Consider the following 21,663-nt stretch of genomic DNA (forward strand, 5'->3'; position numbering starts at 1 on the left):
CTCCACCCTTCGTTTTATCGTGTCAAGCCTCATCCTCCTTAAGAAGATTTGGATTTGGCTTTACCTTTAACCATGCTTCCACTCTTTTTCCGACAATCCAAAGCACAAATATTATGATGACCACAATAATTGTTCGGACGGGTTGTTGAAAAAGAGCTCGTATATCATAGCCTATGAAGCTAATGGTAAATATCATGACTAATTTTCCACATAAAACGGCTAAAACAAATTGAGGGATACTTACCCTTGATAGCCCTGCTACTAAATTTATTGCTGCAGATGGGGTGAAAGGAAAGCATAATAGGAGAAATAAAGGTCCAAATCCGTGCTTTTCTACCCAAGTTATAAGTCTCTTTATTTTTTTATGGCGACTGACAAATGAAAAGAATCGTTTTTGACCATATTTACGAACTAGGAAAAAGACAAGCAAAGAACCACCTATAGCTCCTATCCATGAATATAAAAATCCAAGCCAAAGTCCAAATGCATTTGCATTGGCGACAACAAATGCGACCAGAGGCAGAAACGGAAGAAACGCTTCTAGCATCGGAAGAACAATTCCAGGCAATGGACCAAACGACCGGTATTCACTTAACAAGTCTTCAATATTTTTCAATGTAATAAGTTCTTTAAGTGTTTCAATATCCATAGGTCTCTCCTTGCAAAAATCAATTCCAACTTAGCGGATACAAAAATATTTTCTTACTTCATATTGTACACCCATTTGGGCATTCCTACCAAAAAAAATTCACTTTAATTACAAGAACAAAAGCGCAAGCGCCTTGAAATAGAACATCGACTAACTACTGCCACGTCCTGTGGCAAACGTCGATGTCAGCACTTCCTCAAAAAATGCTATGTATTTTCTTCGTGCGATGATTATGCTCTCGAAGTTTTCCTTGTCCTGTGCAAGTCCGACAAGCATAAGACGAGCGCTGACAGAAGGCGCTTCTTGCCTTCCGAAGCGATTAATTAGACCAGAGAGGGGCTAGGTGCTGGAGCTGGACTTGGATACACCCACTAAAAGTTTTCCACAATGATAAATTTTATAATTTCCTAGATCCCAAAAAAAGACACTAGCAAGCACTAGTGCCTTTCATTCCTATCCTAAATAATCAACAAACCAGTCTTTAATATGGTTGAGTCGTGATAATCGTAATTTTGGGTTTCCGCTTCGTGACAATTCATGGTTGGCACCAGGGAAACGAACAAATTTCGTTGGTTTCTTTTGGTGCTTTAATGCCACGTAAAACTGCTCTGCTTGTTCGATTGGACAACGAAAATCACGCTCACCATGGATAATTAATAGTGGAGTCTCCACATTTCCCACATATTTTAATGGTGAATGATCCCATAATTTTTCAGCATCTTCAAGGAGATTACCTTTGAGTTCCCATTCAGTAAAGAAGTATCCAATATCACTTACCCCATAAAAGCTAAGCCAATTTGAGATGGAGCGTTGTGTAACCGCTGCTTTAAATCGATTTGTATGTCCAACAATCCAATTTGTCATGAAACCACCATAGCTTCCACCTGTTACTCCAAGCTTTGTTTCATCAACAAAATCAAAATGGTCGACAGCATAATCAGTTGCTGCCATGACATCTAAGTAGTCTTTTCCTCCATAGTCGCCTCGGACAGCATCCACAAACTGCTGACCATATCCATGACTACCACGAGGATTCGTGAAGACAACCACAAAACCCTTCCCTGTTAAAACCTGAAACTCATGGAAATATGTATTTGCATACATCGCATGAGGACCACCATGCACTTCGACAATAGTCGGATATTTTTTGCCTACTTCATAACCAAATGGCTTCATGACCCATCCATTAATTTCCCAACCGTCTGGAGCATTGAATGTAAAAGGCTCTGCATTGGACAATTCAACCTCTTGTAAAAACGCTTCATTCACATGTGTAAGTCGATTCAATTCACCTGTACTCAAATCTAAGTAATAAAGATCGCCAGGCTCTGTTGGTTTACTGATTCCTACCACTGCCTTATGATTATTTACGGTTAAGGCAAACACGTGTTGATTTTCAAATAATGACGGATACACTTCTCCTTCAATGGAACCGTAATAGACTCCCGTATTGCCATGGTTAGTTAAGAGAAAATAAAAACTTCTGCTATCGTCGTTCCATATTACACCAGGGTTTGAACCGCCTAATTGGAAGTCGGCAGCAACACAATCGCCAACATATGCATCGAGTTCACTTGTTAAACAAGTGAATTCTGAGCTATCAACTGTGTAAAGCCAGATTTTCGGCAATGTTGCACCTGCAAACTCTTGTTCATGTCCAATGATTGCAATATATTTGCCATCTGGTGACCAAGACGGCAAGCCAAAGTTACCAGTACTACCCGTAATTTTATGGTAGCTTTTATCTTCTACTGACATTACATATACATCAGAGATTAAATTATAATCTGAATCCTCACTTATATCGCCAACGAATGTGATTTTCGTTCCATCTGGAGACCAACCACCTGCAGCATAATCATATTCTCCTGCTGTCAATTGCTCTATTTCACCAGAAGCGATATCAACTAATGCAAGATGTTGATTTTTATTATCTAAAAAGCCTGCAGCATCAGATTTGTAACGAATACGTTCGACAACCATTGGTTCAAGCTTCTTCTCATCTTCATCATTTTTCTGCTTTTCCTTATCTGTGATGCTTTCATCCGGAGCTAAAGAAGTTGTAAATAAGATTTTTGAACCATCTGGAGACCAGATCGGATTTCTGGCACCATTCACGCAATATGTAAGTTGTTTCGGTTCACCACCGTTCACACTCATAACAAAGATTTGCTGTTTGCCTGGACGATTGGATACGAACGCGACTGTTTCTCCATCAGGAGACCAACGTGGCGACCCATCTCGAACATCCCCAAACGTCCACTGTGTAACATTCCCGTCTACAGTTCCAACATATAAATGTGAGTTATATTCATGCTTTTCCTTATTAATCTCTGTTTCCACAAACGCATAGCGCTTCCCATCTGGAGAAAACTGTGGATCATTCACTGATTTTAATTCATATAAATCTTCCGCAACGATTCCTCTGCGTTTTTTCTCTGTCATCCTTCTCCCGTCCTTTATTACAGAATTGTCAAAGTAGTTAAGTACTTTCTCTTCCATTATGCACTACAAATTAAATTATTTCGACACTAGAAATAATTTTTCCTTCATGTTTATTGATTCTTTTAAAAAAATGTTCTATTATAAATACAAACATACGTTCTAGAAAGAGGGATAATCATGACAAGAATTCCTGAGGATGACCGTGATATTTTTGAAAAAGCCATCTTCTTACCAATGGTTCTCACCATCCTTAATCGTGATCTTTCAGCAATAGAAACAGCTGGCTTTAAATTAAAAAAGCCTTATCTCCATTTACTTGAACATACCATGAAGAAAGTTCAAAAAGACCTCTATACAATTAAACTGCAAATGAAAAAGAAAAATATGAAGGTATGGGAAAAACAAAGAGATGAGGCATTTACCCTATTTTCATTCATGTATCGAGGCTATGAAGAGGAACATAACTACTTTAACCCACGGATTCGAAATGAGGTTCAACAGCTGCTCGAATCTTATTTGGTCGAAAATAATACCAGTGAGTAGCAAATGGCAATATAGGCAGAAAGTTTTTTAGATCAGATATCAGATTTATTGGGTAAGCAATCGTTGATTTGAGGATTTATGACGAAATTAATGCGTTTATTCGATTTATCCATTCGATTTGTGACGATAGTCCGCAGTTGTGCAGTTCTATGGAGTTGGTTTTGGAAGGAGCCCTTCGAGATTTGTAGTTGAATGGCTTGCTTATTTGTAAAAATAACAGTCGTTTCCTCATGTAAACTAAACTTGCAATCTGAGACATAATGATGAGACAGCCATGCACATTCCTGCTTTGTTGGAGAAGCGGTTGGAAATAGAAAAATCTTATTGGAAGCTTCTACAATGATTGGAGCCTTATGAGTCACCCCCATAATTTCACGCGTTCCTTCTTGCCGACCTTTAAGTGAGCTTCCAAAATAACGGCAGCTTCGGTCGACAATCTCAGTAGGCTTCATGGCTACTACATATTCACCTTCTACTTCAAGCACTCTTGAACAGGTATGATTTCCCATTTCAATTGGAAGTACTGCCATTGTGTCAGGGTTGATCTCATATTCCACTAAATAATTGCTATTCTTAACTTCCATTCATTCATCCCCTTTCAAATTGTTTTAATTTTTAAACTAATGTAAGCATTTCCATAATATCACTTCTAGGTATTTATAACTATACCGTTCACAAAAAGTTCACAAAAAAAAGTGGACTTCTTTTTAAAATGCTCTTTTCACAACGAAAGAATATTTTTAAAAGAATTCCACAAAGCCTTTTAATTGTCTAGCTCAAGGCGTCATCAACTCTGGTCTAACCAATCGCTTCTAAATGTAAAAACACCTTCTGCCAGTGCTTGTCTTATGCTTGTCATCGATGGGCGGACGCGTATGCGCTTTTCTCATGAATTCTCATTTATTTGACCAAGTTCCTTTTCAGCAAGATATGCATTTGCTTGTTCTAATGTCGTATGCTCATCAACCGAATTACCCGCATAGACTGATTCCGAAAGAAAAGGATTATTTGTATCAAGTGAGTTTGACATCCCGAAAACTGGATTTAAGGGGGTATTCATTGGGATATCGTGATTTGTATGCTCATTTGGATTTTTCATTTTTTTCCACCTCCATTATTATGATGCATGAAAATTTAACAAATCATACTCCCATTTTGAGTATTCCAAATAAATTTTTAAAAAGTCCAAAAATTCAGTTGATTTTACATCACTACCTAAATATACTATTAAAAAGGATTTAGGGGTGAGATTTCATGAAGAATAGAAAAACATACTCTGAGATCATGAGGTCACGAGATACTAAAAAGTTTAAAACACCTAGGGAATCGATATTAGACATATATATTCAAATGATTATTGATGAGAGCCTATTCAAACGAAAAAAAGAGCTTTTGGAAACGAAGGTTAACGAAGCGATTGACACCAGAAATGAAGGTTTGTTTATGAAAGCATCGGCTGAATACCGAAAACTATTTAGTAAAACATTGTAGAATTTTTCTTAAAATCACATAAAAACTGACTAACAAAGATGTTAGCCAGTTTTTTCATGAATCTTACTTCGTGAATTGCGCTTCTTCTGTAGATCCCTTTAAAGCAGTTGTTGAAGATGTTCCACCTGTGATAACCTGGGCAACTTCATCAAAGTACCCTGTGCCTACTTCACGTTGATGCCTTGTTGCTGTGTAACCATACTTTTCACTTGCAAATTCAGCTTGCTGAAGCTCTGAATATGCCCCCATTCCTCTTTCTTTATAGCCTCTTGCCAATTCAAACATGCTATGGTTTAAAGCATGGAATCCTGCTAACGTGACAAATTGGAATTTGTACCCCATTTTTCCGATTTCCTTTTGGAAATTCTCAATTGTATCTTCATCAAGTTTTTTCTTCCAGTTAAATGATGGAGAACAATTATATGCTAACATCTTGCCAGGGAACCTCTCATGAATGGCATCTGCAAAGCGCTTGGCCTGTTCTAAGTCTGGCTCAGATGTTTCACACCAAATCAAATCAGCATATGGTGCATACGCTAAACCGCGTGCAATGGCTTGATCAAGTCCCGCTTTTGTCCGGAAGAAGCCTTCTGGTGTTCGTTCACCTGTAATAAATGCCTGATCAACAGGGTCAACATCGCTTGTAATAAGGTCTGCTGCGTCAGCATCTGTTCTTGCCACTAAAATCGTTGGAACCCCCATAACGTCCGCTGCAAGTCGTGCAGAAATTAAATTTCGAACGGCAGTTTGCGTTGGCAATAATACCTTTCCACCTAAATGACCACATTTCTTTTCTGATGAGAGCTGGTCTTCAAAATGTACGCCAGCAGCTCCTGCTTCAATCATGCCTTTCATAAGTTCAAATACATTCAACTGACCCCCAAAGCCGGCCTCAGCATCGGCCACAATTGGAGCAAGCCAATCAATATCCCCTTCATCCTCTAAATACTGAATTTGATCAGCACGCTGTAAAGCTTGGTTAATCCGCTTTACAACACTTGGCACACTGTTAGCTGGGTATAAGCTTTGGTCAGGATACATGTGGCCAGATAAATTCGCATCTGCCGCAACCTGCCAGCCACTTAAATAGATGGCCTTAAGACCCGCTTTAACTTGCTGAACAGCTTGATTCCCGGTTAATGCACCTAGAGCATGAATATAATCCTCTGTATGAAGAAGATTCCATAATTTTTCTGCCCCTCTACGCGCTAACGTATGCTCAATATCGATTGAACCGCGTAAGCGAATAACATCCTCAGCATGATAGGGTCTTTCAATTCCTTTCCATCTTGAATCCATTTCCCAGCTTTCCTGCAATTTTTGAATTCTTTCGTTTGTCATTTTAAATTCCTCCTTTTATTTATAAAATTTCATATCCAGGAATAGTCAAAAATTCTACGAACTCATCATTTGTAATTAATTCCTCAAAAAGATTTATTGCTTCCGCGAAACGCCCTGCTTCAAATGCTTCACTACCAATTTCTTGTTTTATTTTTTCAAGTTCTTCTTCTTGTAGCTGTTGAACAAGCTCAAATGTGACCTTTCTTCCATCCTCTAAAATCCCCTTTGGATGGCGTATCCACTGCCATAATTGTGCTCTAGAAATTTCTGCCGTAGCCGCATCCTCCATGAGATTATGAATTGGCGCTGCACCATATCCGCGAAGCCATGATTCGATATATTGAATCCCAACATTGATATTCGTACGTACACCTTGCTCTGTTATGCTGCCTTTGGGAACAGCAATAAGATTCTCGGCGGTCACTTGAACATCCTCACGTTTTTTATCAATTTGGTTAGGTCCTAGCATAATCGTATTAAAAACCTGCCTAGCAACAGGTACTAGCCCTGGGTGAGCAACCCATGTACCGTCATGGCCATTATTTGCTTCACGTTCTTTATCCGCACGTACTTTATTAAAGGCTTCCTCGTTTGCTTGTGGATTGTTTTTTACTGGTATCTGGGCTGCCATTCCACCAATCGCATGGCACTCTCGCTTATGACAAGTCTTAATGACATGCTGTGAATACGCACTCATAAATGGAACTGTCATCGTGACTTCTGATCGGTTTGGTAAAATCACATTCTCTATATTTCGAAATCTCTTTAAATAGCTAAAAATATAATCCCATCTCCCACAATTGAGACCTGCGGAGTGTTCTTTTAGTTCATATAAAATTTCATCCACTTCAAATGTTGCAAGAATTGTTTCAATTAGAACAGTAGCTTTAATTGTTCCTTGGGGAATTCCTAGCTCCTTTTGCGAAAAGGTAAATACATCATTCCACAGTCTTGCTTCTAGGTGGCTTTCCATCTTCGGTAGATAGAAATAAGGCCCGCTTCCATTCTCGATTAACACACTCGCATTATGATAAAAATAAAGTCCAAAATCTAGTAAACTCGCAGAGATTCTCTTCCCTTCAAGTTCAATATGCTTCTCTTCTAAATGCCAGCCTCGTGGTCGAACAACTAGTGTTGCAATGTCATCGTTTAATTGATACGTTTTTCCGTTTGGATTTTCAAATGTAATCGTCTTTCTTACAGCATCCCGTAAATGAATCTGCCCCTCAATCACGTTATTCCAAGTAGGTGCATTAGCATCCTCAAAATCTGCCATGAATACTTTAGCTCCTGAGTTCAATGCATTAATGATCATTTTTCGGTCGACAGGTCCAGTAATCTCAACGCGGCGATCTTGTAGGTCTTTCGGAACCGGAGCAACTGTCCAATCCCCATTCCGAATATGTTCTGTTTCGGATAAAAATGTGGGCATGATTCCTTTGTCGATTTCGCACTGTCTTTGCTGTCTCTTTTCTAACAATTGTTTTCTTCTTTCTCCGAAGTTCCGTTCTAGTTTTTCAATGAAGTTTAATGCCTGAGGTGTCAAAATTTCTTCATACTGCTCATTCATTTTTCCTGTAATCTGAAGCCCTGAGGTTTGTATCGTCATTTTGTCCCAAACACACCTTCCTCGTATTGTTATAATACAGTTTTTTAATACTAAAAGTATTATATAACAGACTTTCCAGAAATGGAACATTTTTCTGTATATTTTATATAACAATTTTCAAAATAGTAATTCTGTACTATAACAACACAGCAGTAAAAAAACCTTGTTTACAGAAATAGATCCGTAAGCAAGGCTCTTTCGTTTATTTTTCACCCTTTTCAAATTCGTTTGTATACGTAATTCTTTCAAGCATCGTCGGGTGTCCATATCGGAAAATTTTAACTAGGAATGGTGGGTTCACTTGACTTAGACCCGCTTTTGATAATTCCTGGAATGACGAGACTGCTGCCTTATTATCCTCGGTCATTTCAAGTGCATATAAATCAGCTGACTTTTCCTGGTGTCTTGAAACTGCGTTCGAAACTGGATCGGATAAAAAGCTTAATACCGAAATTAATAATAAAAACACAGGCAAAACCGCAATATCTTTGACACTTGAAATTTTAAATATATGACCCCATTTACGAATCATAAAGGTCATGAGTTTACTGATAATAAAGAGTCCCACTAAGGTTAACAGCAAATAACCCGCAATTCCGACGTAAATATGTTTCATCACGTAATGTCCCATCTCATGGGCCATAATGAATAAAATTTCATCTTCATTTAGTCGCTGAAGAGTCGTATCCCAAAGCACAATTCGAGAATTAGAGCCAATTCCTGTTACATATGCATTCAACGCATTTGTCTTTTCAGACATATTCACTTCAAATACGTGGTCTGCCGGGATATCTGCACGATCAGCCATCTCAAGAATTTTCGTTTCCAATTCTTTATTTGTTAATGGGAAAAAGTCGTTATACAATGGGTCGATAATAACTGGCTGTACAAACATGAGAAACATTGAAAATGGAATCGACAGCAGCCATGCATGAAACCACCATCTTTTTTCATTTCTGCGAATTAGCCAGAATAAGACGCCCACAATTACAATCATTAATGCATAATTCACCCAAAAATCAATCAGGAGATCCTTCATCCAGCTTTGTGTGGATTGAACGGTAATATTATACGTTTTTGAAACATTGTAGCTAATCCAAGAAAGTGGAAAGGATAATACTTCGACAAGCAAGGATAACCAAAATAGATAAATCGCCGTTTGTAGAATCGAAAATTTAGCTGACACTTTTGACCAATCACGAAACTTTGCAGAAATACCGATCACAAGTACCAGTATATAAATCAACCATTCGAATGGTATGTTCAGGAAAAACAACAGGTTCCTGATTTGTGAATACTCTTCACTTAACAATAGTTCACGTTCATTCATAAATGTCTGTGGATCTGCCGGACTTCCTTTCAGCTGAGCAGGTATGTCCGTATTTGCCCCGAAAAATAAATACCATGCTATAAATAAGCCAAAAACAAGATAAACTCCAAGTGACCAACCGATTACTTTTTTCACTAAGCTGTCCCCCTTTATGTACAACCCTCTTACTGTATTTTAGTTTAATTTAGTGCTAGTTAGAACATTGACTTTTACTATCATCCATTTTTGCCAAAGATAAGTTTTGAAAAACGAGTTGATTTTTTTAAGAGAATTAGATATTCTATTTAAAATATATCTGAAATTCATTGATGAAGAGAGTAGTCATGATGTAGGCCAATAGCGAGTTGGGGACGGTGGAAGCCCAATGGTGAAATCAAGATGAACCGCACTTCTGAGAAGTTCACCTGAATATGATGTAGGGTGTGCCGGGGGAACCCGTTACTTATTAAGCTTGGTTCATCATGAACAAATGGAGTGGTACCGCGGGTAAATCTCGTCTCTTTTTTTAGAGACGGGATTTTTTTTATTTTAGATTGGGGGGGGTAAATATGAATGTCATAAAAACGTATGCCAAAGAAATATCAAATCAACTTAAGGGTGCCTTAACATACGAAGAAGTTTTAAAGCTGATTGAAAAACCTAAATTCCAAGAACAAGGCGATCTTGCTTTTCCATGCTTTACACTCGCAAAGCAATATAGAAAAGCCCCAGCGGTTATCGCACAGGAAATCTCCGCTGCGATACAAGGACCACTTTTTCAAAAGATTGTTGCCGAAGGCCCTTATGTCAACTGTTTTCTTAACAAACAAGAAGTGAGTAAACACGTCATACAAACCATTCTAACTAAAGGATCTCAGTATGGAAGCCATAATCTTGGGGAAGGTGGTACTGTTACGATTGATTTTTCCTCCCCTAATATTGCGAAGCCCTTTTCGATGGGACATTTGCGCTCAACCGTGATAGGGAATGCTCTTGCCAATATTGTGGAGAAATGTGGCTATCAGCCAGTTCGAATCAACCATCTTGGTGATTGGGGCACTCAATTTGGAAAACTCATTGTGGCATATAAGCTTTGGGGCAATGAGAAAGCGGTTCAAGCGAAGCCCATTACTGAACTACTCCAGCTTTATGTACGCTTTCACTCTGAAGCTGAGACGAAGCCGGCCCTTGAAGATGAGGCCAGATTATGGTTCAAAAAACTTGAGGATGGCGACGAGGAGGCCTTATCTCTTTGGCGTTGGTTTAGAAAGGAATCGTTAAAGGAATTTTCTCGGATTTATTCCTTACTTGATGTTGATTTTGACTCCTATAATGGTGAAGCATTTTACAATGATAAAATGGATGCTACGATCGAAAGGCTGAATAATAAAAAGTTGTTATCTGAATCAGATGGTGCAGAGGTCGTTGATTTATCAAAAGAGAACCTTCCTCCTTGCTTGATTAAGAAATCAGATGGAGCCACTCTTTATGCAACACGAGATGTAACAGCAGCCATTTATCGGCAAGACAGCTACCATTTTAAGAAGGCAATCTATGTGGTTGGTCATGAACAAAGCTTGCATTTTAAACAAATCTTTCTTGTATTAGAAAAGATGGGATATGAGTGGGCTAACAATATGGTTCATGTTCCATTCGGCTTTATTTTAAAGGACGGAAAGAAAATGTCCACTCGTAAAGGAAAAATTGTTCTTTTGGAAGAGGTCATTCAAGAAGCCATTAGACTTGCGAAGGAAAATATTGAACAAAAAAATCCATCCCTAGAAAACAAAGAAGAAATTGCGCAAATGGTGGGTGTTGGCGCAATCATTTTTCATGATTTAAAAAATGAACGACTCAACAATATCGAATTCTCACTAGAGGAAATGCTGAAATTCGAGGGTACGACTGGTCCATATGTTCAGTATACACATGCGAGAGCTTGCTCAATTTTACGAAAAGCAGCACTTTCAAGTACACCAATTGCAGGGCTTTCCGATTCTCATAGCTGGGCTGTTGTAAAGCTTCTCACCGAATTCCCAGCTATCATCAAAAGAAGTATGCAGCTTTATGAGCCATCTGTTATAGCAAAATATATCATTGAACTTGCTCAAGAGTTTAATAAATATTACAGCCATGTAAAGGTTCTTCATGAAGACGACGAAATGAACGCTCGAATCGCATTGGTCCGTTCTGTTACAATTGTTCTAAAAGAAGGCCTCCGGTTACTTGGAGTAAAAGCTCCGGAGGAAATGTAAAAAGCCTAGGATTTAGTCCTAGGCTTTTATTCTGGATGATATTGATATTTTGTAAGATCAATTGAACGGTTCACAACTTCTATCCCTTCATCCTCAAGAAAGATCATTTGGGCAGCGTGAGTTTCTTCGTCACGGATTGTGAGTTCACCTCTAGAGTTAATCACCCGGAACCAGGGGAGATTGTATTTTTTACTCATTGAGTGGAGAACTCGCACAACCTGTCTTGCGCCCCGCGGACTTCCTGCAAGTTTTGCTATCTGCCCATACGTCATGACCTTTCCTGGGGGGATCTGCTTAATAAGCCTAATAACATTTTCGGTAAATGGTTTCATATTGTTTATTCCTTACATAAAAAATGAATAAATACTTAGTGCAAGAATGGAGCTTAATACGACGACAATGACATTAGCCCCTAAATAAGCGACAATAAAAGCGACTCCTGCACCAATGATTCCAAACCAAATATCTTCATTAATCGTAAAAACCCCTGGAATAATCAGTGCGCCAAGAATTGCGAACGGAACATTTTTTAACACATTTTGTAGGAATGGAGGTAATTTAACCGAGTTAAATACAACAAGAGGCAACATCCTTGGGATATATGTAACAAGCCCCATTCCGATAATCATAAATAGAATTGTCTTATCCATGCTGCTCATCCTCCTCCCTCTTGTTCCCGAGTAAACTATTGACCACTTCAACGCCTATTGCTGCCACGAGGGATGCTGCGACAATCGACCAACCAGGCTCTAAGAAAAATGAAAAAATGGCATTCAAAATCGCTGCACTTCCTGCTAGTACAATTACTTTTCTCTGTTTTTTTAACGATGGTACAAGTAACCCGATAAACATCGCATATAAGGCGACTGACATGCTTTGCTGCAACACATAAGGAAGATTTGCACCAATGACATGTCCAATCCCTGAAAAAACAACCCAACTTCCATAGGATATGGAAATTACACCAAATAAATAACCAGTAGTAACTGTACCTTCCTTTACCGCAGCAACAGAAAACGTTTCATCTGTAATCCCAAAGGAATAAAATGCTTTTTTAATTGGATGGTCCTCCTCTACCTTTTCATTAAGAGAAGCACACATTAAAAAATGACGAATATTTAAAATGAAAGTCGTAAGTATAATTTCAAAAACGCCAGTTCCTACGGCAATTAATTGTAATGCTATGTATTGTGAAGCCCCAGCAAATACGATTATGCTCATCATCACTGTTTCAGCTACCGTAAGCCCTGTCGATTTTGCCAATAAACCAAATGTCAAAGCAACTGGTGCATAGCCAAGTGCAATACTGATGCCTGCTTGAAAACCACTACGGAATTCCGAATGTTTTTTTGTTAGTACTGTAGTTGTCATTCCCCCGTTATTCTCCTTTAAATCGATTTTTATTACTAATTGTCTTAAATTCGGAATACTTTTTCAATGTTTTTGTCTGAAAAATTTATAGAAATGTGGGCTTTCGGTTTTTATTTATGGTCTATCAGTTTTATTTTGATTCTATCGTTTTTATTTTCATTCTATCGATTTTATTCCGTTTCTATCGACTTTAGTAAAATCCCCGCATATAAAAAAAGCGCCTACCACGGGCGCCCTCGCAAAATCTATTTCCCTTTAAAATTAGGTTTCCGTTTTTCATTAAAAGCAGCCAGTGCTTCCACTCGGTCCTCAGTTGGAATGATCACTTCATATGCTTTACGTTCAATTTTAAAGCCAGTATGTAAATCTGTATTCATCCCCTGCTTAATTGCAAATTTGGCTTGCTGTAAAGCAAGTGGACCATTTTTAAGCATCTCATTTGCAAGCTTCATGGAACTTTCCATTAATTCTTCACGAGACACCACACTTGAAACAATGCCATACTCCTTCGCTTCTGTTGCACTAATTCGTTTTGCCGTTAAAATAAGCTCCATTGCCTTTGTTTCACCAATGAGTCGTGGAAGTCGTTGGGTTCCCCCTGCTCCAGGAATAATGGCTAGACTCGTTTCCGTTAGTCCCATTTGAGTATTTTCAACTGAAATTCTGAAATCACAGGCTAGTGCAAGTTCCATTCCGCCACCAAATGCATAGCCGTTTATTGCCGCTATCGTCGGCTGTGGCAAATCTCCAATACTCGCAAAAACCTGGCCAATTTTATACACATTTCTTCTGACCTGTGTTTCATTTAATGTCTTTCGCTCTTTTAAATCGGCACCCACACTAAATGCTTTTTCACCTGACCCAGTAATAATGACAACACGAACATCAGCATTCGTACGGATTTCCTCGACGATTTCATCAAGTGTCTTAAGCATTTCGTAATTAAAACAGTTTAATGCATCTGGGCGATTCAATGTGACAGTTGCTACATGGTTTTCAATTTGGTATAAAACTGTGGTCATGGATACACCTCTTCAATAAAATTTGATATCGCTTACATCCTATTTCGCTTTAAACTGAAAAATTCCTCTAAATTATTTAAAAACAATCTAAAAAAGAACAGGCCAAATTGACCTGTTCTTCCCCTCATTTTGTCACTAAATCCTTTAAAGCACGACGAAGAATTTTTCCGGTTGTATTTTTAGGAAGCTCTTCTATGAATTCTATCTTACTAGGAAGTTTATATTTAGCTAAATGCTCACGACAATAAGCTAGAAGATCATCTTCTGTTAAGGTAGGATTCTTTTTCACAACATAACAGTTGACTGCTTCTCCCTGTTCTGGGTCTGGCACACCCAAAACAGCGGCTTCAACTACGTCAGGGTGGTTATAAAGAACTTCTTCAACCTCTCTTGGATAAACATTATATCCACCAACAATAATCATGTCCTTTTTACGGTCAACGATATAAAAATATCCTTCATCGTCCATTCGTGCTAAATCACCTGTATAGAGCCAACCATTTCGCAATGCCGCATTACTTTCTTCAGGCATTTTATAATAGCCCTTCATCACATTTGGTCCTCGAACAATCAACTCTCCAACTTGACCTACCGGAACTTCATCGCCATTTTCATCGACAATCTTGTTCTCAACGTTTACTATGTTTGTTCCAATTGAGCCTGGCTTACGTGGACGATCTAATGGATTAAAGCATGTGACAGGTGATGCTTCAGATAGACCATACCCCTCTGATACAAGAACATTAAACTTCTGTTCAAAGCCTTTTAATAGGGCAACCGGCATTGCTGCCCCGCCAGAAATACATAAGCGCAACGAGCTTAAGTCGTCTGGATTTCCTTCCGGATACTGAAGAAGGAAATTGTACATTGTTGGAACACCAGCAAAAACCGTAGCTTCATAATCCCTGGCAAGGTTAAAAATTTCTTTCGGACTAAACTTTGGTACAATTAACATTGTTCCACCACTCATTAATGGGGCATTTAACGCTACTGTTAAGCAGAAGACATGGAACATCGGCAACGTAGTGATGACTCGGTCTTCCTCGGAAATTTTCAAGTAATCCGCAACGTCTCTTGCATTACTATATAAGTTCAGGTGGGTTAACATTGCACCTTTAGGTTTACCGGTCGTTCCTGATGTATATAGAATAACGGCAACATCATCATCTTCAAGATCTGGACCAGAAAAAGGAAGATTACCCGAACCTACCACCCCTGTAAACGATTTCAATTTAGGGTAGATTGAAAGTTTTGATACATCTACTTCACTATTTGCTCCCTGTGGAGTTTCGCACACAATTAGGTGTTCTACTTTCGGAAGGTGTTGATTCATCTTTTCAAAAAGTGGAACAAGCAAGTCTAACGTTATGACAGCCCTTACATCTCCGTTATTCACAATATAGCCAATTTCGTCTGGTGTATAGATTGGATTTATCGGAATTACCGTTGCCCCTAAACGGAGTGCACCGTAAAAACCAATCACAAAATGTGGTGTATTTCCCAAAACGAGAGCAATGTGATCTCCCTTCTTTATTCCGAGCTTTGCTAAACCACTTGCAAACTTTGAAACTGCACCATCTAATTCAGCATATGTACTACTATTCTCTTGAAAAATATACGCTGGTTTGTCGAAGTATTTCTTAGCTGTTTCCCCAAGTTGAGTTGATAGATTCAAATTTCTCCCTCCCATGGTCAACGTAATGAATGAATAATCATTCATTATATGACAAAAAATAATATTCTAAATATATTATATTGAAAGAAAGTTTTTCTATCAAGACGTAAAATGTATTTTTAAATGATGGCGGGTAAGAAATCTTACCCGCCAACAGCCTAATTTAGTAAATTAAATTAATAAAATCATCTTTGGTAATTTTACCGAAATAATGCTGAATGTCGATACCTTCTAATGCCTTCTCTAACTCGGCTTTTTCATACTTTGTTCCAATTAATCGTTTTTCGATTTCCTCAACATCCCCAACACCAAAGAAATCACCATAAATTTTACAGTTTTCAATCGTTCCTTTTTGAACTTCAAGACGCACATCTATCGAGCCAACTGGGAATCGATGTGTATGTTGGTAATTAAACTTTGGTGATTTTCCGTAATTCCAATCCCAATTTTGATAACGTTCCTTTGAAATTTCGTGAATTTTTTCCCAATCCTTCTCCGTTAATTTATATTCTGGAATTTCCCCTTCTGTGTTAAAAATGTATTGAAGCAGCATTTGCCTAAATTCTTCAATTGTAATTTTTTCCGTTAGGAATTCACTGATATTAGCAACCCTACTTCTTACAGATTTAATTCCTTTTGATTCAATTTTGTCTTTTTTCACTTTTAAAGCTGAAACGACGTGATCTATTTCTGAATCAAACATAAGGGTTCCATGGCTGAACATTCTTCCTCTTGTTGAAAATTGAGCATTTCCGGAGATCTTTCTTCCTTCAACCTCGATATCGTTTCGACCACTTAATTGTGCATTAACCCCAAGCTTATGAAGGGCTTCTATTACAGGTTCAGTGAATTTCTTATAATTGTGGAAGCTTTCCCCATCGTCTTTTGTGATAAAACTAAAATTCAAGTTTCCTAAATCATGATATACAGCTCCACCGCCTGATAAACGGCGTACCACTTTTATTCCATTTTCTTCTACATATTGAGTATTGATTTCCTCAATTGTGTTTTGGTTTTTTCCAATAATGATTGATGGTGCATTAATATAGAACAATAAATACGTTTCATTGATGTCTAAATTTTTGAGTGCGTATTCTTCAATCGCTAAGTTAATTTGCGGATCATTAATTCCTTTATTGTCAATAAACAACATCGTGATTTCACTCCCATGTTAGTCCTGATTTTGCTAATTTGATATTGCCTTTAAATTGTTCTGAAGCCTGCTTAACAAGGTCTGCACGATTTCCGTAATGAGGCAGATGAGTAATCCACAGTTCTTTAACATCAGAAGCAGCCGCAATTTTTCCAACCTCTGTGCTATTCATATGCCCCATATTGGAACCATCTTGATCCGCATAGAGGTTACATTCACTTATAAACAGGTCTGCATCCTTCGTAAACGGAATAAACTCATCTATGTAGCTAGAATCCGCTGAAAATACAATAGTTTGTCCACCAGCTATAATTCTCATCGCATAACACACAACCGGATGCTTTGTTTTCATAAAGGATATCGAAAACGGACCAATTTTGATCGTTTCATCGGGATTATAAGCTATCGCTTTTGTATGACCTTTGTGCTCCAATCTTGAAAAGCCTTCTTTGTCAGCTGTATGTCCATAAATTGGCAGTTCCTTTGGTTGATTATGTATCGCACTCGTCACTAGTCTTGCATACTGCATTGGACCGATATCCGCTACATGGTCATGATGATAGTGAGATAAAATAATCGCATCCAGTTCATCAATTGTTAAATAGTTTTGAAGCTGTGCTAGTACACCACTTCCGCAGTCAACAAGAAGTCGAAAACCTTCGTGTTCAAATAAATATCCTGTTGTGGCTTCATTTGCTGCTGGAAAACCGCCCCAAAAACCTACCACCGTTACTTTCATAGGATCACCTTTCTCGTCTTCTCTTTTTCGTTATACATTACACATCCTCAATGGTTTACCCTATCCAATACCACTATAATCGATACGAAAAAAAATTTCACTTTTTAATGCTTTTGTTACAAAACAGTTATTGACATATTTTTATCTGTTATAGTACACTATAAACAATATAAGAAACGGAGGGGTTCAAATGTTAGTAAAAAGTACAGAATTTTTCAAAAACCTACCACCTAAAAAATGTGTTGAGTGTGGCCATGATATCGAGGAGCAGCATGAGTGCTACGGTAACAAATGTGACCACTGTAATGAAATAAAATGAAAAAGGAAGGCTACTGCCTTCCTTTTTCTGTTTACACCAATACAGGAGTATTTATTTTTAAGTATTCCAGAACCTTTTTAACCGCTTCTTCACCTTGATCAATACAATCAGGCAGCCCTAGACCCTCGTATGAGCTTCCTGCTAAAAAGACGCCTGGTAAATGTTCAGTAACATTCTTCTTTACATACTCTACCCGGTCTTTATGACCAACCGTATATTGTGGCATTGCATCTTTCCATCTTGTTACGATTGAAAATTCAGGTTGATCTGTAATGTTCATGGTTTTGTTTAAATCATCGAGTACCACTTTGATAATTTCCTCGTCTGATTGATCTACAATGGCTTCGTCTCCTGCTTTTCCAACATAGCAGCGGAGTAACACTTTTCCTTTAGGTGTTGTATGTGGCCACTTTTTATGTGTCCAAGTAACTGCAGTAATAATATAATCATTATTTCGGGATACAACAAAGCCAGTTCCATCAATGTCCTTTTTAATCGCTTCTTCAGGGAAAGCCATTGCTACGGTTGCAACTGATGTTGATGGCATATCCTTAAAGCTATCGAAAAAGGAATATTGATTAAAAATCGATTGCGTCACATGGTGTGGAGTCGCAACAACTACACTATCAGCTGTCATTTCTTCACCATTACTGAGCTTTATCAGATACTGATGGTTATGTTTTTCAATACCTTCGACTTTAATTCCTTTAAACACGGTACCTGGCTCTAACTTCGCTTCAATTGCATCAATAAATGACTGTAATCCAGTAGTTACCGTTAAGAATTGTCCTTTTGGTGCCGATTTTGCCTCCCCATTAGGCTTTGGTTTTGGTGGTGTTGTTTGTTTCATTCCTAAGATTAGGCTTCGGTATTTTTGCTCAACTTGATAAAATTGAGGGAAAGTCGACATCAAGCTTAATTGGTCAATGTCCCCGGCATAAATTCCAGAAAGTAATGGTTCAATGAGGTTCTCAACGACCTCATCACCAAGTCTTCTTCTAAAAAATTGCCCAAGTGACTGATCGCCCTTACCAGGTGTTCGTGGCAATACAAAATCCATTGCCGCTCTCAATTTTCCAATCGGAGTGAACAAACCTGTTGTTATGAACGGACCGATTTGGGTTGGGATCCCCATAATCGATCCACCAGGCATTGGATGGAGCTTTCCATTTACAAGAACATATGATTTACCAGCAGTATTATTGACCAATTTATCCCCTAGACCAACCTCATTGACAAGTCGTGAGGCACTTTTTTTCCTTGCTAAAAAGGAATCAGGACCTCTTTCAATCACAAAGCCATCACGTTCAACGGTCTGTACTTTTCCACCTAATCGATGGCTTGCTTCCAAAAGCGTACAATTGATATCTAAGCCCTTCTCCTTTGCTTCTTTTTGGAGATAATAAGCTACTGTTAAACCAGTAATCCCACCACCTATTACGACTACTTTTTGATTACTCACTTAACATCGCCTTCTTTGCTTTATTAATTCATTTTTACATTATTTGTTTAGTTCTTTTAAAACGACAGTTGCCAAACAATCGATAAATTCAGGTTTCGCATTTGGCATTTCTGGGCGGTAATAGCTTACACCTAGCTCCTCTGTTACAACCTTACACTCGTAGTCATTGTCATATAGAACTTCTAAGTGATCTGCAACGAAACCTACTGGGATGTAAACAAACGCCTTGTAGTCTTTTTCATTATACAGGTCTCTCGTTAAATCTTGAACATCAGGACCTAACCATGGCTCAGGAGTATTTCCAGCACTTTGCCAGCCGATTTCAACATTTTTCACACCAGCAGCTTCTGCAATTAAATCAGCCGTTTCTTGTAATTGGCTTGGATATGGGTCGCCCGCTGCTATGATTTTTTCAGGAAGGCTATGGGCTGAAACAATTAACACTGCATGTTCACGTTCTTCTTCAGTCATTGAAGCAAAAGTTTGTTTCACCTGGTTTGCCCAGTACTCAATAAACTTAGGCTCTTTATACCAGCTTTCTACGGATGTAATTGTCGGTCCACCAAGACTTTCTGCTTCTTCTTTGGCACGACCATTATATGCCTTCACACTAAAGGTTGAAAAATGAGGTGCAAGGACAAGACTTACCGCTTCCTCCATTCCATCTTCATGCATTTGAGCAACAGCATCCTCGATGAAAGGCTCGATATGTTTCAAGCCTTGGTACATTTTAAACTCAATGTCGTCTTGAATGTGATTTAAATGCTCTTCAAGTGCTTTAGCTTGTTCAGTTGTAATTTTTGCAAGCGGTGAAATTCCACCAATCGCTTCATAACGACTGCGCAAGTCTTCAAGCATTTCTGGTGACGGCTTGCGGCCATGACGAATATGCGTATAATACCGTTCAATATCTTCTTCTTTATATGGAGTCCCGTATGCCATCACAAGTAAACCCATTTTCTTTTTTGTCATAAAATACACCTCAAAAGACTAGATTAATTTTGTTTTGAATATTCGTGGATGAATGTAGTTAGACGCTTTAGAGTCTCAGGTTTCACATCAGGGAATACACCATGTCCAAGATTGAAGATGTAACCCGGTTTCTGCATGCCTTGGTCTAAAATTTCTTTTGCTTTTTCTTCAATAACTTCCCACGGAGCTAATAGAATAGCTGGATCAAGGTTTCCTTGAACTGGTTTTGTGACGCCAAGATCCCTTGCTTTCATTATTGGGAGTCTCCAATCAAGTCCTACAACATCTAAAGGTAGGTCATTCCATTCTAATGCTAAATGGCTAGCACCTACTCCAAACATAATGAGTGGCACGTTTTCCTCACGAAGTGCCGAGAATATACGATGCATGACAGGCTTAATGAAGTGACGGTAATCTTCAACATTTAATGCCCCTACCCAAGAGTCAAAAATTTGTACAGCTTTTACACCTGCAGCTATTTGTGACTTCACATATGTAATCGTCATTTCAGCTAATTTATCCATTAGAGCAAACCAAGCTTCTGGCTCTGCGTACATGAAAGCCTTCGTTTTATTATAATTTTTTGAAGGTCCGCCTTCAATCATATAGCTTGCTAGCGTAAATGGTGCTCCAGCAAATCCGATCAATGGTACTGAAAGCTGTTCGGTTGTTAAAAGCTTAATTGTATCAAGTACATATGGAACATCCTCTTCTGGATGAATTTCTCCAAGCTTTTCAACGTCCTTTACCGAACGAATTGGGTTACTGATAACTGGACCAACACCAGCTTTGATCTCAACATCTACTCCAAGTGCTGGAAGTGGAGACATGATGTCTTTATAAAGAATTGCAGCATCTACATCATATTGTTCAACTGGAAGTCTAGTGACATAAGCACATAATTCTGGCTGATGAGTAATTTCAAATAAGCCATATTTTTCTTTAATTTTTCGGTATTCAGGTTGGGAGCGCCCAGCCTGGCGCATATACCAGACAGGTACATGTTCAGTCTTTTCTCCTCTAGCCGCCCTTAATAATGTATCATTAAAACCCTTTTGCATATGTATTTACCTACCTTTCAACATCTTCCCACAATAGTTACCATCATAGCATAAGTAAGTTTTACTTAATCAAATGGCGCCCTTGGCGTATTTGCGCTCAGTTTTTTTAGGTCCACACGAGGTGGGTCACAAAGACGTTGCCACAGGATGCGGCGTTCTTAGTCTTTGATCTTATACTCGAAGATTTCCCTTTGAAAATCTGTGGCATCCGCCGAAGGCTGAACTTTATTCTTAATAAAATTCAAGA

Annotated in this window: 21 protein-coding genes and 1 other annotated feature; of the genes, 4 read left to right on the top strand and 17 right to left on the bottom strand. The window is 38.5% G+C overall.

Going from position 1 to position 21,663, the window contains the following annotated elements:
- Positions 1-22: 22 nt before the first annotated feature.
- Both RGU12_RS06125 and RGU12_RS06130 read right to left on the bottom strand, forming a co-directional pair.
- Positions 23-649 carry a TVP38/TMEM64 family protein gene (locus RGU12_RS06125; protein ID WP_309535270.1) on the bottom strand — a complete coding sequence of 209 codons (627 nt, stop codon included), beginning with the start codon at positions 647-649 and terminating at the stop codon, positions 23-25.
- Between the two features lie 453 nt (positions 650-1,102).
- Positions 1,103-3,094 carry a S9 family peptidase gene (locus RGU12_RS06130; RefSeq protein WP_309535271.1) on the bottom strand — a complete coding sequence of 664 codons (1,992 nt, stop codon included), beginning with the start codon at positions 3,092-3,094 and terminating at the stop codon, positions 1,103-1,105.
- Between the two features lie 177 nt (positions 3,095-3,271).
- On the opposite strand from RGU12_RS06130, the gene RGU12_RS06135 reads away from it, so the two are divergent.
- A complete protein-coding gene (locus RGU12_RS06135; protein WP_309535272.1) occupies positions 3,272-3,637 on the top strand; it encodes a YhjD family protein in 366 nt (121 codons plus the stop codon).
- A 32-nt stretch (positions 3,638-3,669) separates the two neighbouring features.
- Here RGU12_RS06135 and RGU12_RS06140 read toward each other — a convergent pair whose 3' ends face one another.
- A complete protein-coding gene (locus RGU12_RS06140) occupies positions 3,670-4,221 on the bottom strand; it encodes a competence protein ComK (RefSeq protein WP_309535273.1) in 552 nt (183 codons plus the stop codon).
- A gap of 302 nt (positions 4,222-4,523) precedes the next feature.
- On the bottom strand, positions 4,524-4,736 hold the full coding sequence (locus RGU12_RS06145; RefSeq protein WP_309536310.1) for a hypothetical protein: 213 nt from the start codon (positions 4,734-4,736) through the stop codon (positions 4,524-4,526).
- Positions 4,737-4,891: 155 nt separating this feature from the next.
- Between RGU12_RS06145 and RGU12_RS06150 the strand changes: the two genes are divergently transcribed.
- Positions 4,892-5,128 carry an IDEAL domain-containing protein gene (locus RGU12_RS06150; RefSeq protein ID WP_309535274.1) on the top strand — a complete coding sequence of 79 codons (237 nt, stop codon included), beginning with the start codon at positions 4,892-4,894 and terminating at the stop codon, positions 5,126-5,128.
- A 63-nt stretch (positions 5,129-5,191) separates the two neighbouring features.
- Here the strand turns inward: RGU12_RS06150 and aceA are convergent, their stop codons facing one another.
- The 3 genes from aceA to RGU12_RS06165 all read right to left on the bottom strand — a co-directional run bounded on the left by aceA (position 5,192) and on the right by RGU12_RS06165 (position 9,543).
- Positions 5,192-6,469: an isocitrate lyase gene (gene aceA, locus RGU12_RS06155; RefSeq protein ID WP_309535275.1), complete on the bottom strand. Its 1,278-nt coding sequence runs from the start codon at positions 6,467-6,469 to the stop codon at positions 5,192-5,194.
- Positions 6,470-6,488: 19 nt separating this feature from the next.
- Positions 6,489-8,078: a malate synthase A gene (gene aceB, locus RGU12_RS06160; RefSeq protein WP_309535276.1), complete on the bottom strand. Its 1,590-nt coding sequence runs from the start codon at positions 8,076-8,078 to the stop codon at positions 6,489-6,491.
- Positions 8,079-8,280: 202 nt separating this feature from the next.
- Entirely contained in the window at positions 8,281-9,543 is a 1,263-nt protein-coding gene (locus tag RGU12_RS06165) for a M48 family metallopeptidase (protein WP_309535277.1), read from the bottom strand.
- Positions 9,544-9,704: 161 nt separating this feature from the next.
- Positions 9,705-9,912: a binding site (T-box leader), on the top strand.
- Between the two features lie 44 nt (positions 9,913-9,956).
- Between RGU12_RS06165 and argS the strand changes: the two genes are divergently transcribed.
- A complete protein-coding gene (argS, locus tag RGU12_RS06170; protein ID WP_309535278.1) occupies positions 9,957-11,642 on the top strand; it encodes an arginine--tRNA ligase in 1,686 nt (561 codons plus the stop codon).
- Between the two features lie 26 nt (positions 11,643-11,668).
- Here the strand turns inward: argS and RGU12_RS06175 are convergent, their stop codons facing one another.
- The 7 genes from RGU12_RS06175 to RGU12_RS06205 all read right to left on the bottom strand — a co-directional run bounded on the left by RGU12_RS06175 (position 11,669) and on the right by RGU12_RS06205 (position 17,602).
- The gene (locus RGU12_RS06175) at positions 11,669-11,974 is read right to left on the bottom strand and encodes an MGMT family protein (RefSeq protein ID WP_309535279.1); all 306 of its coding nucleotides are present in this window, start codon (positions 11,972-11,974) and stop codon (positions 11,669-11,671) included.
- A 12-nt stretch (positions 11,975-11,986) separates the two neighbouring features.
- Positions 11,987-12,292 (bottom strand): AzlD domain-containing protein, encoded by a 306-nt coding sequence (locus tag RGU12_RS06180; RefSeq protein WP_116351238.1) that lies wholly within the window; start codon positions 12,290-12,292, stop codon positions 11,987-11,989.
- Positions 12,285-13,013: an AzlC family ABC transporter permease gene (locus RGU12_RS06185; RefSeq protein WP_309535280.1), complete on the bottom strand. Its 729-nt coding sequence runs from the start codon at positions 13,011-13,013 to the stop codon at positions 12,285-12,287. The genes RGU12_RS06180 and RGU12_RS06185 overlap by 8 nt, the downstream gene beginning before the upstream one ends.
- Positions 13,014-13,258: 245 nt before the next feature.
- Positions 13,259-14,035: an enoyl-CoA hydratase gene (locus RGU12_RS06190; RefSeq protein ID WP_309535281.1), complete on the bottom strand. Its 777-nt coding sequence runs from the start codon at positions 14,033-14,035 to the stop codon at positions 13,259-13,261.
- A gap of 124 nt (positions 14,036-14,159) precedes the next feature.
- Positions 14,160-15,710: a fatty acid--CoA ligase family protein gene (locus RGU12_RS06195; RefSeq protein WP_309535282.1), complete on the bottom strand. Its 1,551-nt coding sequence runs from the start codon at positions 15,708-15,710 to the stop codon at positions 14,160-14,162.
- Positions 15,711-15,873: 163 nt separating this feature from the next.
- Entirely contained in the window at positions 15,874-16,863 is a 990-nt protein-coding gene (lplA, locus tag RGU12_RS06200; protein ID WP_309535283.1) for a lipoate--protein ligase, read from the bottom strand.
- Between the two features lie 7 nt (positions 16,864-16,870).
- The gene (locus RGU12_RS06205; protein WP_309535284.1) at positions 16,871-17,602 is read right to left on the bottom strand and encodes an MBL fold metallo-hydrolase; all 732 of its coding nucleotides are present in this window, start codon (positions 17,600-17,602) and stop codon (positions 16,871-16,873) included.
- Between the two features lie 190 nt (positions 17,603-17,792).
- Between RGU12_RS06205 and yhfH the strand changes: the two genes are divergently transcribed.
- Positions 17,793-17,921 (top strand): protein YhfH, encoded by a 129-nt coding sequence (gene yhfH / locus RGU12_RS06210; RefSeq protein WP_116351244.1) that lies wholly within the window; start codon positions 17,793-17,795, stop codon positions 17,919-17,921.
- A 31-nt stretch (positions 17,922-17,952) separates the two neighbouring features.
- Here yhfH and hemY read toward each other — a convergent pair whose 3' ends face one another.
- The 3 genes from hemY to hemE are packed head-to-tail and all read right to left on the bottom strand — an operon-like array spanning position 17,953 to position 21,416.
- Positions 17,953-19,383, bottom strand: a complete 1,431-nt coding sequence (hemY, locus tag RGU12_RS06215) for a protoporphyrinogen oxidase (RefSeq protein ID WP_309535285.1) — start codon at positions 19,381-19,383, stop codon at positions 17,953-17,955.
- A 39-nt stretch (positions 19,384-19,422) separates the two neighbouring features.
- A complete protein-coding gene (hemH, locus tag RGU12_RS06220) occupies positions 19,423-20,355 on the bottom strand; it encodes a ferrochelatase (protein WP_309535286.1) in 933 nt (310 codons plus the stop codon).
- A 23-nt stretch (positions 20,356-20,378) separates the two neighbouring features.
- Positions 20,379-21,416, bottom strand: a complete 1,038-nt coding sequence (gene hemE / locus RGU12_RS06225) for a uroporphyrinogen decarboxylase (protein ID WP_309535287.1) — start codon at positions 21,414-21,416, stop codon at positions 20,379-20,381.
- Positions 21,417-21,663: the final 247 nt, after the last annotated feature.

The organism is Ferdinandcohnia sp. QZ13 (assembly GCF_031324165.1).
GTDB lineage: Bacteria > Bacillota > Bacilli > Bacillales > Bacillaceae_L > Ferdinandcohnia.

What these genes read in the sequence shown, in the direction of transcription:
- lplA (WP_309535283.1), bottom strand. Translation starts at nt 16,863, where the DNA reads ATGTTGTTTATTGACAATAAAGGAATTAATGATCCGCAAATTAACTTA.
- aceB (WP_309535276.1), bottom strand. Translation starts at nt 8,078, where the DNA reads ATGACGATACAAACCTCAGGGCTTCAGATTACAGGAAAAATGAATGAG.
- RGU12_RS06150 (WP_309535274.1), top strand. Translation starts at nt 4,892, where the DNA reads ATGAAGAATAGAAAAACATACTCTGAGATCATGAGGTCACGAGATACT.
- RGU12_RS06190 (WP_309535281.1), bottom strand. Translation starts at nt 14,035, where the DNA reads ATGACCACAGTTTTATACCAAATTGAAAACCATGTAGCAACTGTCACA.
- RGU12_RS06135 (WP_309535272.1), top strand. Translation starts at nt 3,272, where the DNA reads ATGACAAGAATTCCTGAGGATGACCGTGATATTTTTGAAAAAGCCATC.
- argS (WP_309535278.1), top strand. Translation starts at nt 9,957, where the DNA reads ATGAATGTCATAAAAACGTATGCCAAAGAAATATCAAATCAACTTAAG.
- RGU12_RS06125 (WP_309535270.1), bottom strand. Translation starts at nt 649, where the DNA reads ATGGATATTGAAACACTTAAAGAACTTATTACATTGAAAAATATTGAA.
- hemH (WP_309535286.1), bottom strand. Translation starts at nt 20,355, where the DNA reads ATGACAAAAAAGAAAATGGGTTTACTTGTGATGGCATACGGGACTCCA.
- RGU12_RS06205 (WP_309535284.1), bottom strand. Translation starts at nt 17,602, where the DNA reads ATGAAAGTAACGGTGGTAGGTTTTTGGGGCGGTTTTCCAGCAGCAAAT.
- yhfH (WP_116351244.1), top strand. Translation starts at nt 17,793, where the DNA reads ATGTTAGTAAAAAGTACAGAATTTTTCAAAAACCTACCACCTAAAAAA.
- hemE (WP_309535287.1), bottom strand. Translation starts at nt 21,416, where the DNA reads ATGCAAAAGGGTTTTAATGATACATTATTAAGGGCGGCTAGAGGAGAA.
- RGU12_RS06180 (WP_116351238.1), bottom strand. Translation starts at nt 12,292, where the DNA reads ATGGATAAGACAATTCTATTTATGATTATCGGAATGGGGCTTGTTACA.
- RGU12_RS06140 (WP_309535273.1), bottom strand. Translation starts at nt 4,221, where the DNA reads ATGGAAGTTAAGAATAGCAATTATTTAGTGGAATATGAGATCAACCCT.
- aceA (WP_309535275.1), bottom strand. Translation starts at nt 6,469, where the DNA reads ATGACAAACGAAAGAATTCAAAAATTGCAGGAAAGCTGGGAAATGGAT.
- RGU12_RS06185 (WP_309535280.1), bottom strand. Translation starts at nt 13,013, where the DNA reads ATGACAACTACAGTACTAACAAAAAAACATTCGGAATTCCGTAGTGGT.
- RGU12_RS06175 (WP_309535279.1), bottom strand. Translation starts at nt 11,974, where the DNA reads ATGAAACCATTTACCGAAAATGTTATTAGGCTTATTAAGCAGATCCCC.
- RGU12_RS06145 (WP_309536310.1), bottom strand. Translation starts at nt 4,736, where the DNA reads ATGAAAAATCCAAATGAGCATACAAATCACGATATCCCAATGAATACC.
- RGU12_RS06130 (WP_309535271.1), bottom strand. Translation starts at nt 3,094, where the DNA reads ATGACAGAGAAAAAACGCAGAGGAATCGTTGCGGAAGATTTATATGAA.